This is a genomic window from Oscillospiraceae bacterium (assembly GCA_025758045.1).
GTDB lineage: Bacteria > Bacillota > Clostridia > Oscillospirales > Ruminococcaceae > Gemmiger.
Window position 1 is genome coordinate 2,497,062 of record CP107208.1, and the last position, 15,249, is coordinate 2,512,310.

Annotated in this window: 16 protein-coding genes and 1 tRNA gene; all 17 read left to right on the plus strand. The window is 59.0% G+C overall.

What is annotated here, in order from left to right:
• Window positions 1–153: 153 nt before the first annotated feature.
• The 17 genes from OGM81_11635 to ispG all read left to right on the plus strand — a co-directional run bounded on the left by OGM81_11635 (window position 154) and on the right by ispG (window position 15,226).
• Window positions 154–1,491 (plus strand): RnfABCDGE type electron transport complex subunit C, encoded by a 1,338-nt coding sequence (locus tag OGM81_11635; GenBank protein ID UYJ42975.1) that lies wholly within the window; start codon window positions 154–156, stop codon window positions 1,489–1,491.
• A gap of 3 nt (window positions 1,492–1,494) precedes the next feature.
• Window positions 1,495–2,466: an RnfABCDGE type electron transport complex subunit D gene (locus OGM81_11640; GenBank protein UYJ42976.1), complete on the plus strand. Its 972-nt coding sequence runs from the start codon at window positions 1,495–1,497 to the stop codon at window positions 2,464–2,466.
• Window positions 2,466–3,041, plus strand: coding sequence for an FMN-binding protein (locus tag OGM81_11645; protein UYJ42977.1), 576 nt, complete (start codon window positions 2,466–2,468; stop codon window positions 3,039–3,041). The genes OGM81_11640 and OGM81_11645 overlap by 1 nt, the downstream gene beginning before the upstream one ends.
• Before the next feature lie 2 nt (window positions 3,042–3,043).
• Window positions 3,044–3,736 carry an electron transport complex subunit E gene (locus tag OGM81_11650; GenBank protein ID UYJ42978.1) on the plus strand — a complete coding sequence of 231 codons (693 nt, stop codon included), beginning with the start codon at window positions 3,044–3,046 and terminating at the stop codon, window positions 3,734–3,736.
• The gene (locus tag OGM81_11655) at window positions 3,733–4,374 is read left to right on the plus strand and encodes an RnfABCDGE type electron transport complex subunit A (GenBank protein UYJ42979.1); all 642 of its coding nucleotides are present in this window, start codon (window positions 3,733–3,735) and stop codon (window positions 4,372–4,374) included. The genes OGM81_11650 and OGM81_11655 overlap by 4 nt, the downstream gene beginning before the upstream one ends.
• An 18-nt stretch (window positions 4,375–4,392) precedes the next feature.
• On the plus strand, window positions 4,393–5,241 hold the full coding sequence (locus OGM81_11660) for an RnfABCDGE type electron transport complex subunit B (GenBank protein ID UYJ42980.1): 849 nt from the start codon (window positions 4,393–4,395) through the stop codon (window positions 5,239–5,241).
• A gap of 320 nt (window positions 5,242–5,561) precedes the next feature.
• Entirely contained in the window at window positions 5,562–6,716 is a 1,155-nt protein-coding gene (locus OGM81_11665; protein UYJ42981.1) for an FprA family A-type flavoprotein, read from the plus strand.
• A 172-nt stretch (window positions 6,717–6,888) separates the two neighbouring features.
• Window positions 6,889–6,965: transfer RNA gene (locus OGM81_11670), tRNA-Val, on the plus strand.
• 304 nt (window positions 6,966–7,269) lie between these two features.
• Window positions 7,270–7,551: a hypothetical protein gene (locus OGM81_11675; GenBank protein ID UYJ42982.1), complete on the plus strand. Its 282-nt coding sequence runs from the start codon at window positions 7,270–7,272 to the stop codon at window positions 7,549–7,551.
• Window positions 7,552–7,613: 62 nt separating this feature from the next.
• Window positions 7,614–8,372: a hypothetical protein gene (locus OGM81_11680; protein UYJ42983.1), complete on the plus strand. Its 759-nt coding sequence runs from the start codon at window positions 7,614–7,616 to the stop codon at window positions 8,370–8,372.
• A gap of 18 nt (window positions 8,373–8,390) precedes the next feature.
• Complete coding sequence (locus tag OGM81_11685) at window positions 8,391–9,212, plus strand: ATP-binding protein (GenBank protein UYJ42984.1); 822 nt, start codon at window positions 8,391–8,393, stop codon at window positions 9,210–9,212.
• 360 nt (window positions 9,213–9,572) lie between these two features.
• A complete protein-coding gene (gene pyrH / locus OGM81_11690; GenBank protein UYJ42985.1) occupies window positions 9,573–10,280 on the plus strand; it encodes a UMP kinase in 708 nt (235 codons plus the stop codon).
• Between the two features lie 75 nt (window positions 10,281–10,355).
• Complete coding sequence (gene frr, locus OGM81_11695; protein UYJ42986.1) at window positions 10,356–10,910, plus strand: ribosome recycling factor; 555 nt, start codon at window positions 10,356–10,358, stop codon at window positions 10,908–10,910.
• Window positions 10,911–11,008: 98 nt separating this feature from the next.
• Window positions 11,009–11,869: a phosphatidate cytidylyltransferase gene (locus OGM81_11700; protein ID UYJ42987.1), complete on the plus strand. Its 861-nt coding sequence runs from the start codon at window positions 11,009–11,011 to the stop codon at window positions 11,867–11,869.
• Window positions 11,870–11,885: 16 nt separating this feature from the next.
• Window positions 11,886–13,037, plus strand: coding sequence for a 1-deoxy-D-xylulose-5-phosphate reductoisomerase (gene dxr / locus OGM81_11705; GenBank protein UYJ42988.1), 1,152 nt, complete (start codon window positions 11,886–11,888; stop codon window positions 13,035–13,037).
• Window positions 13,038–13,052: 15 nt separating this feature from the next.
• Window positions 13,053–14,162, plus strand: coding sequence for a site-2 protease family protein (locus OGM81_11710; GenBank protein UYJ42989.1), 1,110 nt, complete (start codon window positions 13,053–13,055; stop codon window positions 14,160–14,162).
• Window positions 14,163–14,173: 11 nt separating this feature from the next.
• Window positions 14,174–15,226 carry a flavodoxin-dependent (E)-4-hydroxy-3-methylbut-2-enyl-diphosphate synthase gene (gene ispG, locus OGM81_11715; protein UYJ42990.1) on the plus strand — a complete coding sequence of 351 codons (1,053 nt, stop codon included), beginning with the start codon at window positions 14,174–14,176 and terminating at the stop codon, window positions 15,224–15,226.
• Window positions 15,227–15,249 lie beyond the last annotated feature (23 nt).

Genomic DNA, 15,249 nt, shown 5'->3' on the forward strand with positions numbered 1-15,249 from the left:
TTAAAGGCGGTTACAATGAAATCGTATTATTGCCCGTTTCGCGGGGAGAGAACGCCGTTAAAACCGTGCGTTTCCGCCTGGTGGGCACAAAAATCAGGGCACAGCAGGGGCGTTCACCCGTCCGCTGTGCCAAACCAGAATGGGGGAAATAGCTTGTTCAAATCCCTGAAACGCTCCGCCAAAGGCGCGAATGTGCCCCATGCGAAAGCGACTGCCGGGCTGGCCACCGTCAAGATGCCTACGCCTGAGCATGTCATTATTCCCATGTCGATGCACATCGGTGCCCCGGCCGAGCCCGTCGTCAAAAAAGGCGACACCGTTATGGTTGGTACTCTCATCGGCAAGGCCGGCGGCTTTGTCAGTGCCAGCATTTATTCCAGCGTATCCGGCACGGTACAGGATGTTGCCCCGATGCGCATGGTCAACGGCAGCATGACCACTGCCGTTGCCATCAAGACCGACGGCGAGCAGACCATCGACCCGGCCTGCGTACCACCGACGGTCACCGACAAACCCAGCCTGATGGCTGCCGTGCAGAACTGCGGCCTGGTGGGCGTAGGCGGCGCCGGTTTCCCGACCCATGTCAAGCTGGCTGCCAACACCATCGATACGCTGCTCATCAACGCAGCCGAGTGTGAGCCTTACCTGACCACTGACTGCCGCGAAATGCTTGAGTGCAGCGATACCATCATCTCCGGTATCGAAGCCGTCATGAAGTACTGCGAGATCCCGCACTGCATCATCGGTATCGAGCGCAATAAGCCGGAGTGCATCGACCTGCTCTGCTCTCTCGTGCGCAATATGAAGGGTGTCGAGGTCAAGCCGCTGCCCATGCGTTACCCGCAGGGCGCTGAGAAAACGCTGGTGGAGACCTGCACCGGCCGTGAGGTGCCCCAGGTGGGCCCCACCGGCAAACCCGGTCTGCCCGCCGACGCCGGCTGCGTGATTATGAACGTGACCAGTGTATCCACCCTGGGCAAGTACCTGAAAACTGGTATTCCTCTGGTATCCAAGCGTGTCACCGTCGAGGGCGACGCCATCGCCAAGCCCCAGAACATCGAGGTTCCCATCGGTACACTGTACCGTGATGTGATCGAAGCCTGCGGCGGCATCAAAGAAGGTGTCGAGCTGGGCAAGATCATCTTCGGCGGCCCCATGATGGGAGGCGCTGCCCCCAGCGCGGATTACCCCGTACTGAAGCAGAACAATGGTCTGCTGCTGTTCAGCAAGCAGGCGGCTGTTCTGCCGGAGCCTTCGGCCTGCATCCGCTGCGGCCGCTGCATCGAGGCCTGCCCGATGGGCCTGGAGCCTGTCGAGGTCGTTTCTGCCTTTAACAACAAAGATTTTGACACCCTGAAAGCACGCTGCGTCGACCTTTGCGTCGCCTGCGGCAGCTGTACCTATGCCTGCCCGGCCAAGCGCCCCGTCAGCCAGACGATGACCCTTGCCAAGGCCTGGTACCTGGGTGAACTGCGGAAAGGAGGCAAATGATCCATGGAAGATCGTCTGCTTGTTACTGCCTCGCCGCATATCCGTGACCATTCCACCACCCGCGGTCTGATGGGCAATGTCGTCATTGCGCTACTGCCCGCTGTGCTGGCTTCGGCACTGATCTTCGGCGCACGGGCCCTGTTGCTGGTGGTCGTCACCACCTTCGCCTGTGTGGCATTTGAGTACATTTATGAGCGTCTGCTCCACAAAACCAATACGGTAGGGGACCTGTCTGCCGTTGTCACCGGCATCATCCTGGCGCTGAACATGCCGGTGGGCATGCCGCTCTGGATTGCCGTTGTGGGTGCCTTTGTGGCTATCGTTATTACCAAGCAGCTGTTCGGCGGCCTGGGTTATAACTTTGCCAACCCCGCGCTGGTCGGCCGTATCGTGCTGTTTCTGGGCTTTACCTCCCGCATGACCGCCTACGTCTACCCGGATATGGCCGTGGATGCCCTGGCTTCTGCCACGCCGCTGGCCTCCAGTGTGGACCGCCATGCCGTCAGCCTGCTGGATATGTTCCTGGGCCTGCACGGCGGCATGATGGGCGAGGTCTGCGTGCTGGCCATCCTGCTGGGCTTTGCCTACCTGGTTGCCACAAAGACCATCCAGGCCACCATCCCCGTCACCATCGTGGCCACCGTCTTTATCCTGACCGCCCTGAACACCGGCGACCCCTACGCTGCCCTGATCGAGTGCATGTCCGGCGGCCTGCTGTTCGGCTCTGTCTTTATGGCGACCGACTACGTGACCAGCCCGTTCACCACTAAGGGCAAGCTGTTCTATGGCGTTTTCATCGGCCTTATCACCTTCCTCATCCGCCACTTCGGCTCGATGAATGAAGGCATGAGCTATGCCATCCTGCTGGGCAACCTGATGACTCCGTGGTTCAACGCCTGGGGTCACCAGACCCCGCTGGGCTACAAGAAGCCCAAAAAGGCCAAGAAGGCCGCTGAGGAAGGGGGCAAAGCCTGATGGCAAACGAGAAAAATACCGAAAACCAGAGCGCCTTTAAAGAGCTGGTCCTGCCGGTCATCGTGCTGGTGGCTATCTGCCTGATCTGCAGCGCTTTGCTGGCCGTGCTGAACGACATCACGGCCCCCATTATCGAGGAAAATACCAAGGCGGAAACGCTGGCCGCCTATGTCTCTGTCCTGCCGGAGGGCACCACGTCCGACGACATGACCGAGGTTGAGAACCTGACCACCGATGGTGTGCAGGGCGCTGTCACCACCGCCAACGGCGATGTGGCCGTCAAGGCTGCTGCCTCCGGCTACTCCGGCAAGGACGTCACCGTCTACGTCGCTTTTGACGCCGAGGGCGCTGTCTCCAACATCAGCATCGACGCTTCCACCCAGACCACCGGCATTGGCTCCAAGGTGGCCGATGACAGCTTTGCTTCCGGCTTTGTGGGCTGGAACGGCGGCGAAGTCTCCAACGGCAGCCCCGTGGATGCCCTGTCCGGCGCCACCTATTCCAGCAACGCAGTGTTCAACGCCGTCAACGCGGCTATCAACTGCTACAACAATGAGATCAAGGGGGTGCTGTAAAGATGAACGAGAAACCGAGCAAATGGAAAGTCTTTACGGCGGGCATCATTCGTGAGAACCCCGTCCTGCGCCTGGTGCTGGGCTGCTGCTCCGCACTGGCTGTTACCACCACCGTTTCCGGCGCTGTCGGCATGGGTCTTGCCATGACCTTTGTTCTGATCTGCTCCAATATCGTTATCTCGGCTCTGCGCAAGGTCATCCCGGCCAAGGTGCATCTGCCGTGCTATATTGTCATCATCGCCACCTTCGTTACCGTGGTGCAGATGGTGCTGCAGGCTTTCGTGCCCGCCCTGTACAAATCCCTGGGTGTGTACCTGGCCCTGATCGTCGTTAACTGCATCATCCTCGGCCGTGCCGAGATGTTCGCCTGCAAAAATACCGTTGTCGACTCCGCTCTGGACGGCCTGGGCATGGGCATCGGCTACATCCTGACTATGCTGCTGATGTCCTCCATCCGTGAGATCATCGGCAACGGCACCTGGCTGGGCATCACCATCATCCCCGACAGTGTCGACAAGATGACCGTGATGAACTCCGCACCCGGCGGTTTCTTCGTCTTCGGCTGCCTGATGGCTGGCTGTGTCTGGCTGGAGCGCAAGCTCAACAAGCCCATCGAGCGCAAGAGCTGCGGCGATGTGATGCTGGAAAAAATCGACGCCGCCAAAGAAGAGCAGAAAGGGGGCGCTGAGGAATGAGTGCACATATCGCAACCTTTGCCACGATCTTCTTCAGCATGATCCTGGTCAACAACTACGTCCTGGTCCAGTTCCTGGGCATCTGCCCGTTCCTGGGCGTTTCCAAAAAGCTGGATTCCTCCGCCGGCATGGGTGCGGCCGTTATCGCTGTTATGGTCATTGCCACTGCCGTTACCTTCCCCATGCAGATCCTGCTGCTGGATAAGTTTAATCTCGGCTATCTGCAGACCATTGTCTTCATTCTGGTCATCGCCGTTCTGGTCCAGCTCATCGAGATCGTGCTGAAAAAGTACGTCCCGGCCCTGTACCAGAGCCTGGGCGTCTACCTGCCCCTGATCACCACCAACTGCTGCGTGCTGGGCGTTACCATCCTGGCCGTGCAGGACTACTCCGCTGTTGTGACTGAGTTCGGTTTCGGCATGGCCTATGCCGAGGCTCTCGTCTGCGCAGCCGGTGCCGGTGTGGGCTTCCTGGTGGCTATGCTGCTGTTCTGCGGCGTGCGTCAGCGCGTCGAGGCCTCCAACCCGCCGGAAAGCTTCAAGGGCCTGCCCATCACGCTGGTTTCCGCCGCTATCACCTCGCTCAGCTTCATGGGCTTTGGTGGTCTGGTCGAAAACATCATCAACGCGATTCTGTAAGAAAGGGGAATGGAGAGAATGAACCCTATCGTATTAGCTATCGTGGTACTGGTGGTGCTGGGTCTGGCCGGCGGCGTCATTCTGGTGCTTGCTTCCAAATTCATGGCTGTGTATGAGGACCCCCGTATTGCACAGATCACCGAGTGCCTGGCCGGTGCCAACTGCGGCGGCTGCGGCTATGCCGGCTGTGCCGACTACGCCAAGGCCATCGTCATGGACGGTGCCCCTACCTTTAAATGTGCCCCCGGTGGTGACAAGGCGGCCGACGCCATCAACACCATCATGGGCAACGATACCGATGACCGCCCCAGCCTGCGTGCTACGGTCATCTGCGCTGGCGGCGAAAACTGCGGCAAGCGCTTTGACTATCAGGGCATCCAGACCTGTGCCGCTGCGGCAGCTCTGGCTGGCGGCCCCAGTGCCTGCGCCTACGGCTGCTTAGGCCTGGGTGACTGCACCCGTGCCTGCAAATTCGATGCCATCCATGTCATCAATGGTGTGGCGGTAGTCGACCGCAAAAAGTGCACCGGCTGCACTGCCTGCACCGCTGTCTGCCCGCGCAAGGTCATCCAGATGAAGCCTATCGCCCCCCAGCCTGCCGTTAAGTGCAGCAGCAAGGACAAGGGTGCTGTGGTCAACAAGACCTGCAAGGTCGGCTGCATTGCCTGCGGCCTGTGCGTGCGCAACTGCCCGAATCAGGCCATCTTCCTGAAAGACAACGTGGCTGTCATCGACTACACCAAGTGCAATGGCTGCGGTACCTGCGTAAGCAAGTGCCCCAAGAAGGCCATCCAGTGGGTCGAAGGCGCCCCGCGCGCCATGGATGCCTCCGTGCCCGAGCACGAAGTCCTGAAGACCCGCGTATAATCACTGCAGCCCGTCCCCGCCGCAAGGCGGGGATTTTTGTTCATCTAAGTATGATGCCCCATCAAACAGCCTCCTCTGTGAGGAGGCTCCTGCCGCAGGCAGGTGGGGGAGAGAAAGCATTTTATTGCCTCCTAAATATTTACATTTTTCTCAAAATAATTTTATAAAAACCGAGACAAATTCCTAAAAGTATGCTATACTATACCCATCGGCAAAAACTTATCAATCTCACAACCTCACCGATTCAACAATTTCAATCTCATCAATTCCCAAATTTTCATTCTCACAATTCCAATTTTCATTTACGGGAGGAACCCACTATGGAAATCACAAAAGATATTGTTTACCTTGGTGTCAATGATCACGCAGTGGATCTCTTTGAAAGCCAATATAGCGTCCCTAACGGCATGGCCTACAACTCCTATCTGATCATGGACGACCAGACCGTTGTGATGGACACCGTTGACGCCCACTTTACTGACGAGTGGATCACCAAGATCGCCGCCGCACTGGGTGATCGTGCACCTGACTACCTGGTTGTCCAGCACATGGAGCCTGACCACGCCGGTTCCATCGATGCCTTTGCCCAGGCATACCCCACCACTAAAATTGTATCTTCCGCCAAGGCCTTTGTCATGATGCAGCAGTTCTTCGGCACAGACTATGCTGACCGCCGCATCGTCGTCAAGGAAGGCGACACTCTGCCCCTGGGCCATCACACCCTGCACTTCGTCACCGCCCCCATGGTCCACTGGCCGGAAGTCATCATGACCTACGACGATGCAGACAAAGTTCTGTTCAGCGCTGATGCCTTCGGCAAGTTCGGCGCACTGGACGTGGAGGAAGAGTGGCTGCCCGAAGCCCGCCGCTATTTCATCGGCATCGTGGGCAAGTACGGTGTGCAGGTGCAGGCTGTGCTGAAAAAGGCTGCTGGTCTGGACATCGAGACCATCTGCTCGCTGCACGGCCCCATCCTGCATAAGGAGCAGCTGGCCGACGTGCTGGCTGCCTATGATACCTGGAGCACCTACCGCCCCGAGACCGACGGAATCCTGGTGGCCTATACCTCCATCTACGGCCATACCGCCGACGCTGCCGAGCAGCTGGCCGAGGAACTGCGCACCAAGGGCCAGCAGGTCGTTGTGATGGACCTGGCCCGCTGCGATATGGCCGAGGCCGTCGCCCAGGCATTCCGCTTCAGCAAGCTGGTGCTGGCAACCCCCACCTATAACGGCGACGTCTTCCCGTTCACCAAGACCTTCATCGAGCATCTGACCGAGCGCAACTACCAGAACCGTACCGTCGCCCTGATGGAGAATGGTTCCTGGGCGCCCACCGCTGCCCGCGTCATGCGCAAGATGTTCGAGGCCAGCAAGAACCTGACCATCCTGGACGAGACCGTCACCGTCAAGGGCTCGCTGGATGATGCTTCCACCGCCCAGCTCCACGCCCTGGCCGATGCCCTGAGCAAGTGATTTTCCTGTAAAATAGCATCCGTGCCCCCAGCCGTTTTGCCGCGGCCGGGGGCTTTTTGCATGTAAATACACATAACAGCGCGGCAAATTCCAGGCTGTAAATTTGTGTCAGCAGGGGGTTGACAAAACGGATGCAATGCTTTATAATAATCAGCGTTGACCAACCGAATATGGATGATTAGCTCAGCTGGTTAGAGCGCTGCGTTCACATCGCAGAGGTCGAGGGTTCGAGTCCCCCATCCTCCACCACAAACCTGACGGCAAATATGCTGTCAGGTTTTTTTATTATAAAAAATTATTTTTCATGTACGAAAATATACGCGCTGCCCACTATTCTGACGGTTTCTACCAGGCTTCGACACGCAAAAGAGAACATATCTTGCAATAGTATATTCATTTCGCATATTTTATGCCATCAACGTATAAAAACGTGTGCAGTATGTGCATTGATTCTCACGCCACTATCTCCTATAGTTTTAGTAAGTAACTATTTTCCGGGGAATGGCCGCATAACTGTCATCCCCGCATCAAACAATAGGGGAGAACCGCTACGATGAAATCTGTCCAAGAGGCTCCTTTGGCCCACTATGTGCGCGAATACTCGGCACTGCCCGGGCTGCAGCAGGCCCACCGCGTGGAGTACACCCTGCGCCGCAGCGATACCATGCTCTGCTTCAGCGCCCGCCGCAGCAGCGAGGCCGCGCCCGTCAGCTACTACACCGCCGCCCTGGAGGAAGTCCCGGCCTGCCGGCTGCTGTGCTATCTGTACGAGAACTCCATCGGGCCGGAGCAGCTGCGCGATGTTTTATCGGATTTCTGCGGCAGGACGTTGTAACTATGAGCAGACTACTATGGAATGACCGGGGCACCCCGGACAGGAAAAAGGGAAGGGATACCATGGGATTTACAGGCTCATTTGCACCTGTCACTACACTGTTTGCGGTGCAGTCCCATTTGGACCGCAGCAGCATACATCTTTTTGCCCAGACGCACCCGGAGGTCCGTGCGCTGGCAGTAGTCTCCACCGGGCGGGAGGTGCTGCAGCTATTGCAGAACGGGCTGAACCCGCAGGTCATCGTGCTGGATATGCAGCTGCGCGACCCCGGCATCCAGACTCTTATCTGCGGGATACGCGCCATGCAGCTGGTGCCCAAACCCCGGCTGCTGCTCTCGGCACCCACGCCGGAACAGACCTCTGCCGAAGATGCCTTGTTGACATTTCGCGGCCAAGAGGTTATTCTTAGACCATACGAGATGCGCACGCTGTTTGAGCGTGTCTACCTGCTGGGCGCTGGCGACGAAGCCGCGCAGCTCTACCGTGTGCGGAACCACTGCCGCCGTATCCTGCGGGACATGCAGGCCAACCCGGTGCTGAGCGGCTGTACATACCTGGAGCGGATGATCCTTTTTGCCTGGTCGGATGAACGGGATCTGCCCATCGGCATCCTGTACCAGATGGCCGCCAAGGACCAGCCGGTGGACGAGCGTGCCATCACAGCAGCCGTCGGTCGGCTCTCCCGTGCGATGCAAAAGCAGGGCACACCGCTGTATCAGCAGCTTTGTGTGCGCTTTGGCCTGCCGCAGGACGCTGTACTGTCCAACGGCAAACTGCTGAAAGGCATGCTGGAGTATATCCGGGAACTGGAAACATATTAAAGAAAGGGGCGTAACCGCATGCTGCAGGACGATGAATCGTTGGCTTTGGCGCTGCGCGGCGGTTTGCGCGGTCGTTTCCAGGGCACCTTCAACCAACTGGAAAACGCGGTCGAAGTCCTGGACGACTACATGCTCCAACACCTGAACCCTGCCGAGTACGCCGACCTGCGCACCATGATGCGAGAGATCAACTGGCAGCTGGCCTACCTGCGCCGCCTGGGTGACCACGCCGCCGATGCTGCCGCGGCCCCCGTATTGCAGATGCTGCGTGTGCCCGCCCCCCTGGAACTGCTGAGCCAGCTGCACGAGACGGTCGAGCTGTTTAACGAGTTGACGGTGGGCGGCACCCGCGCGGTCCACGCCCGGTTGGAGACCGCCCCCGGCCTGGACGTTTTCCCCACGATGGGAGACCCCGCCCTGCTGGATGGGCTGCTGGTCAACCTGTTTACCAACTCCATTCAGGCCGTGCCGGAACCGGACGCCGTGGAGATCACCCTTACCTGCACGCAGAACCAGCTTTTGTACCGCGATAACGGGCCCGGCCTGCCGCAGGATGCCCGCCGCCTGCTGTTGGAGGGCATCTGGACCTCGGAGCTGCTGGCTAAAGGCGGCCTGGGCCTGCCGCTGATCCGAGCCTACTGTACCGCCATGGGCTGGCAGATCAGCCAGCCGGAAGGGGAGCGCGGCCTGCTGTTCACTCTGCCCACCTGCCAGGCCGAAGCCCTGGGCACGCTGCATCTGTCTGCTCCGGACACAGGCAGCACCCGGCGTCGCCGCCGCTTGTACGAGAGCGAACTCCGTCTTTACCTTTCCGCCCCGGAGGAGCCTTCCGACACTTAAGGCAATACCGCACAAGTCTAAGTGCCGATACGGCGAGCGAGGCACGGCAGCTGCTAAGCCAAAAGCGCAGATAATACTTTGTGTATTATCGAGCATTTTGGCAACGCAGATGCCGTGCCGCAGCCGCCGAAGCGGTGCTTAAGCCGTAAGGCGGGAATTGTGCGGTGTTGCCTTAATATCTTACTGGTTTCATTGCAACAAATCCTGCGTGTTTTTTGCCCGCCGTTCCTGCGGCCGGGGCAGAAGATGCGCTTTTTTTATTTCATGGCTTTACTTTACGGCCAAATTATTGTAAAATAGTACCCAAATAAAACAATGGTTTACTGTGCCTGTGTGCGGTAAACGCAAGAGGTGTGTATTATGGCAATTCAGTATAAACGTATCCTGCTGAAAGTCAGCGGCGAGGCTCTCTCCGGTCCCAAGGGCACCGGCTTTGATGAGGAGACCATCGCTTCCATCTGCGCTGGCATCAAGGCAGCCCACGACCTGGGCGCCCAGATCGGCATCGTGGTCGGCGGCGGCAACTTCTGGCGCGGCCGTTCCAGCGGTAAGATGGACCGCATGGACGCTGATAAGATCGGCATGCTGGCTACCGTGATGAACGCGCTGGCCGTCAAGGATGCCCTGCGCCAGCAGGGCGTGCCCGCCGTGGTCATGACCAGTTCCTTCATGCCCCAGGTGGCCGAGGTGTTCACCAGCGACAAGGCCATCGCCGCGCTGGAATCCGGTAAGATCGTCGTCTTCGGCGGCGGCACCGGCAACCCCATCTTCTCCACCGATACCGCCAGCGCCCTGCGCGCGTTGGAGATCGGTGCAGACGCTATGTTCAAGGCCACCATGGTGGACGGTGTCTATGACAAGGATCCCCATAAGTACGCCGACGCTGTGCGCTACGACACGCTGACCTTCACCCGCGTGCTGGATGAGCGTCTGGCCGTCATGGACTCCACCGCCGCCACCCTATGCCGCGACAACGGCCTGCCTATCCTGGTCTTCGACCTGGGCGAGCCCGCCAACATTGCCAAGGCCCTGCAGGGCGAGGTCGTGGGCACCCTGGTAAAAGAGTAAGGCAGATCATTACTTTGTAAGCAGAAAAATTCATAATATCCCCCTATACTAATACAGGAATAAGGAGAATTCACTATGAGCAGCACTACCAAACCCTATGAAGAGAAAATGAGCGCCAGCGTCAACCACCTGGTCCACGAGCTGGCCGCCATCCGCGCCGGCCGCGCCAACCCCGCCATCCTGGACAAGGTCGCCGTGGACTACTACGGCAGCCCCACGCCCATCAACCAGATCGCCGCTGTGGCTGTGGCCGAGGCCCGCATCCTGACCATCACTCCCTGGGACCGTCAGATGCTCAAGCCCATCTCCAAGGCCCTCCAGACCAGCGACATCGGCATTAACCCCATCGATGACGGCCAGGTCATCCGCCTGGTCTTTCCCGCCCCCACCGAGGAGCGCCGCAAGCAGCTGACCAAGGAGGTCCAGAAGCAGGGCGAGGAGGCCAAGGTCGCCGTCCGTAACGTCCGCCGCGACGCCATGGATAAGTTCAAGGCCATGAAGAAGGCCGGTGAGCTGACCGAGGACGACCAGAAGAAGCTGGAAGAAGAGACCCAAAAGCTGACCGACAAGTACGTCAAACAGATCGACGAGACCTGCGCCGCCAAAAACAAAGAAATCATGGAAGTCTGATCCTCACGCATCAGCCCTCCAACCATGCCTGTGCGGGTATGCCTGATGGCATGCCCGCATAGGCTGTTATTAAATCTATCCGTGAAAGGGAACACCGTATGAAGACCCGCGTTATCACCGCTGTTGTTGGCCTGGCTGTTTTGGCCGTTGTGCTGGCATTTTTTGATACCATTGTTTTTGATTTTGTCCTCAGCGCCATCTGCCTGCTGGCCATCCACGAGGTGTTCAGCGCTATGGGCTTTGGCAAAAAGCAATGGTATCTGTACGCCGCGGCTGTGCCGTTTACGCTGCTGGTCATGCTTACCAGCAGCCAGTCTGTCCGTGCCCTGATCCTGCCGTTCTGCTTTTTGCTGGTGCTGTTTCTCAATGTGTGCCAGATTGCCCACGTGCAGACATTGGATTTCGGCAAGCTTTCGGGCTACGTGTACTTCTCCGGGGTCATCGTGTTCTGCTTCTACTCGCTGATCCACCTCAAGCGCTGCCTGCCCTTTGCGCAGTATCGCTATGATGCCATCTACTTTATCCTGCTGATCCTCTGCTTCGCCTGGGGCGGTGACACGGCTGCTTACTTTGCAGGCCGGGCCTTCGGCAAGCACAAGCTGGCCCCCATCGTCAGTCCCCACAAAACGGTGGAGGGTGCCATCGGCGGCATCTTTGGCAGCGTGCTGGTGGGCGTGGTGCTCACGCTGGTCTACTCGTTCCTGTCGGCCAGCCACAACGTCATCACCATTCAGGTGCAGCCCCGCCACTATGCCATCCTGGTGGTCATGGGCGCTATCGCCTCGGTGCTGGGCATCCTGGGCGATCTGTTCGCCTCGTCGGTCAAGCGTCAGGTCGGCATCAAGGATTACGGCACCATCTTTCCGGGGCACGGCGGCATCCTTGACCGCTTTGACAGTGTGATGTTCATTGCCCCGTTCGTTTCCATCGCAGTGCGCTATTTCTTCTATGTTCTGTAAAAAAGGACGTGTCAACATGAATAAAACCATTACGCTGCTGGGTTCTACCGGCTCTATCGGCACCCAGAGCCTGGACGTAGCCCGCATGCACGGCTATTCCGTGTTTGGTCTGGCCGCCAATTCCAGCGTGGATAAACTGCTGGAGCAGATCAACGAGTTCCACCCCAAATACGTAGCCGTGGTAAACCCCGATGCTTATGCAAGGCTTTCTGCCGCGCTGGCCGGTCAGGCCGATGCCCCCAAGCTGCTGCAGGGTGCCGAGGGTCTGCGCGAGCTGGCCGCCATGGACGGCCCCGATGTGGTGCTGAACGCTGTCGTCGGCATCGCGGGTCTGCCTGCCTCGCTGGCTGCCATTGAGAGCGGCCACGACCTGGCCCTCGCCAATAAAGAGAGTCTTGTTACCGGCGGCCACCTGGTCACCGATGCCGTCAAAAAATACGGCGTCAAACTGCTGCCTGTGGACAGCGAACACAGCGCCATATTCCAGTGCCTGCAGGACGCCCCCAGCGCCAAAACGCTGGAGAAGATTCTGCTCACGGCCTCCGGCGGCCCCTTCTTCGGCATGAAGACCGAGGAGCTGCGCACCAAGACCAAGTCCGATGCCCTCAAGCATCCCAACTGGAACATGGGTGCCAAGATCACCATCGACTCCGCCACCCTGATGAACAAGGGCCTGGAGCTGATCGAAGCTGCCTGGCTGTTCGGCCTGCCCGAGGATAAAATTCAGATCGTTGTCCAGCGGGAGAGCATCATCCATTCGGCCGTGCAGTTTGCCGACCATTCCATCATTGCCCAGCTGGGCGTGCCGGATATGCGTATCCCCATCCAGTACGCGTTGACCTGGCCCGACCGCCTGCCCAGCCCCGTGCCGGAGCTGGACTTCACCGCGCTGACCAAGCTTAGCATCGCCCAGGCGGACGATGAGACCTTCCGCTGCCTGGCCGCCTGCAAAAAGGCCATCCGCAAGGGCGGCTTGGCCCCCTGCGCCGCCAACGGTGCCAACGAGGCCGCCGTGGCCCACTTTCTGCGGGATGAGATCGGCTTTTTGGACATCGGCCGTCTGGTTGAGGGCATCGTTGACAGCGACAGCTTCGGCGGCGACTATACTTTGTCTGACGTTTATGAATGTGACCGTATGGCGCGTGCCTATGTGGAAGCGCACATTTGATTTTGTGAGGTGTCTATGACTGCATTGCTGACCGGGCTGGTATCACTGCTCGTGTTTGGGGCGGTCATTTTGGTACATGAACTGGGGCATTTTCTTGCCGCCCGCCATTGCGGCATCCATGTCGAGGAATTTTCCATCGGTTTCGGCCCCAAAATTTTTCAGCGCAGAAGGGGAAGTACCACCTATACCCTGCGCCTGTTCCCGCTGGGCGGCTACAACCTGTTCAGCCCCCTGCCGGAGGACAACGAGGACGCGGACGCAGAGGAAACCGCCGCGCCTGCGCCGCAGCCCGCCCCCAAACAGCCGCGCAGGCGCAGCCTGTTTCCGGTCGTTGTGCAGGACCAGCCCTTTGAGGAAGCCACCGCCTGGCAGCGTTTTATCGTAACGCTGAGCGGTGCGATGATGAACTTTGTGCTGGGCTTTGTGGTGTTGCTGGTGCTGGTTATTACAAGCGGTAAGCTGGGCAGCACTACCGTGGCCCAGTTTACCAACAACGCCCAAAGCTGCGCCGACGGCCTGCGGGAAGGGGACACCATCCTGAAAGTAGACGGCCAGGTCTGCCGCACCATCGGTGACCTTTCCGGCTGTTTTGACGGCACCACCCAAACCCACGATTTCACCGTCCTGCGGAATTGCCAGGTCGTGCACCTGCCGGGTGTTACGGTAGGTCCTTCTACCGATGCCGACGGCAACACCATCGCTATTGATTTCCGTGTAGCAGCGCTCTCCAAAACGCCACGGCATGTGTTACAGCGCACGGGCACGCTGTTCCGCTATTACAGCACCGCCATCCTGGGCGGCTTCTGGCAGCTCGCCACCGGGCAGGTGGGGGTCGAGGAGCTTTCCGGCCCCATCGGCACCGCCACCACCATTGGCCAGGCCATGCAGTACGGCTGGCAGGATGTGTTCTCGCTGCTCGCGCTTATCACCATCAATATCGGCATCTTTAACCTGCTGCCCATCCCGGCACTGGACGGCTGCAAGCTGATCTTCCTGCTCATTGAAGCTATTTTCGGCCGCGCCGCGCCGCAAAAATTGCAGATGGTGGTCAACACCGCCGGTATGGCGCTGCTTTTGTGGCTGATGTTGCTGGTGACCATGCAGGACCTCACCCGATTCTTGTAAGGAGAAAAAAGATGACACGTCAACTGAAAAGAGAAGTCAAAATCGGCAATATTAAAATTGGCGGTACCAACCCCATCGCCGTACAGACGATGCTGAACGTCCCTGTCAAGGATATTGCGGGCAACGTGGCCCAGGCCAAGCGCGTAGCCGCTGCAGGCTGCCAGATCGTCCGCGTCACAGTGCCCAGTCCGTCGGACGCCGCCGTGGTGGCCGCCATTAAAGAGGCCGTCGACATCCCCGTCGTGGCCGACATCCATTTTGACTACCGCGCCGCGCTGGCCGCGCTGGATGCCGGTGCCGATAAAATTCGCATCAACCCCGGCAACATCGGCGACGACGACCGCGTCAAGGCCGTGGCCGATGCCTGCAACCAGAAGGGCGTGCCCATCCGTATCGGCGTCAATGGCGGCAGCCTCGAAAAGCACATCCTGGCCAAGTATGGTGCCCCCGTGCCCGAGGCCATGGTCGAGAGCGCTCTCTACCATGTACGCCTGCTGGAAAAGCACGACTTCCATAACATCGTCATCTCCATCAAGTCCAGCAACGTGCCTCGCATGATGGCCGCGTACCGCCTGCTGGCCAGCCAGACCGATTACCCGCTGCATGTCGGCGTCACCGAGGCCGGCGGCAACCGTATGGGTCTCATCAAGTCCGGCATGGGCATTGGCGGCCTGCTGCTGGAGGGTCTGGGCGATACCCTGCGCGTCAGCCTGACCGACGAGCCAGAGAACGAAGTTTACGCCGGTTACGATATTCTGCGCGCTGTCGGCTACGCCGTGGCCGGACCGGAGATCATCAGCTGCCCCACCTGCGGCCGCACCCAGTACCCGATGATCGAAATCGCCAACGAGGTCGAAAAGCGCCTGCGGGATGAAGGCTTCAAAAAGCCGCTGAAAATTGCCATCATGGGCTGTGTCGTCAATGGTCCCGGCGAAGCCTCCGATGCCGACATCGGCATTGCAGGCGGCAAGGACGAAGCCCTGCTCTTCATCCGCGGCGAAAAAGTCCGCATGCTGAAAGGCGACATCGTCGGCCAGCTGCTGGATGAGATCCATAAAATGTAACCACATGCTTGGCCTCCTCTGTG

Excerpts from the sequence above, each read along its gene's own strand:
- OGM81_11640 (UYJ42976.1), top strand. The coding sequence starts at position 1,495 with ATGGAAGATCGTCTGCTTGTTACTGCCTCGCCGCATATCCGTGACCAT.
- OGM81_11645 (UYJ42977.1), top strand. The coding sequence starts at position 2,466 with ATGGCAAACGAGAAAAATACCGAAAACCAGAGCGCCTTTAAAGAGCTG.
- OGM81_11650 (UYJ42978.1), top strand. The coding sequence starts at position 3,044 with ATGAACGAGAAACCGAGCAAATGGAAAGTCTTTACGGCGGGCATCATT.
- OGM81_11655 (UYJ42979.1), top strand. The coding sequence starts at position 3,733 with ATGAGTGCACATATCGCAACCTTTGCCACGATCTTCTTCAGCATGATC.
- OGM81_11660 (UYJ42980.1), top strand. The coding sequence starts at position 4,393 with ATGAACCCTATCGTATTAGCTATCGTGGTACTGGTGGTGCTGGGTCTG.
- OGM81_11665 (UYJ42981.1), top strand. The coding sequence starts at position 5,562 with ATGGAAATCACAAAAGATATTGTTTACCTTGGTGTCAATGATCACGCA.
- OGM81_11675 (UYJ42982.1), top strand. The coding sequence starts at position 7,270 with ATGAAATCTGTCCAAGAGGCTCCTTTGGCCCACTATGTGCGCGAATAC.
- OGM81_11680 (UYJ42983.1), top strand. The coding sequence starts at position 7,614 with ATGGGATTTACAGGCTCATTTGCACCTGTCACTACACTGTTTGCGGTG.
- OGM81_11685 (UYJ42984.1), top strand. The coding sequence starts at position 8,391 with ATGCTGCAGGACGATGAATCGTTGGCTTTGGCGCTGCGCGGCGGTTTG.
- pyrH (UYJ42985.1), top strand. The coding sequence starts at position 9,573 with ATGGCAATTCAGTATAAACGTATCCTGCTGAAAGTCAGCGGCGAGGCT.
- frr (UYJ42986.1), top strand. The coding sequence starts at position 10,356 with ATGAGCAGCACTACCAAACCCTATGAAGAGAAAATGAGCGCCAGCGTC.
- OGM81_11700 (UYJ42987.1), top strand. The coding sequence starts at position 11,009 with ATGAAGACCCGCGTTATCACCGCTGTTGTTGGCCTGGCTGTTTTGGCC.
- dxr (UYJ42988.1), top strand. The coding sequence starts at position 11,886 with ATGAATAAAACCATTACGCTGCTGGGTTCTACCGGCTCTATCGGCACC.
- OGM81_11710 (UYJ42989.1), top strand. The coding sequence starts at position 13,053 with ATGACTGCATTGCTGACCGGGCTGGTATCACTGCTCGTGTTTGGGGCG.
- ispG (UYJ42990.1), top strand. The coding sequence starts at position 14,174 with ATGACACGTCAACTGAAAAGAGAAGTCAAAATCGGCAATATTAAAATT.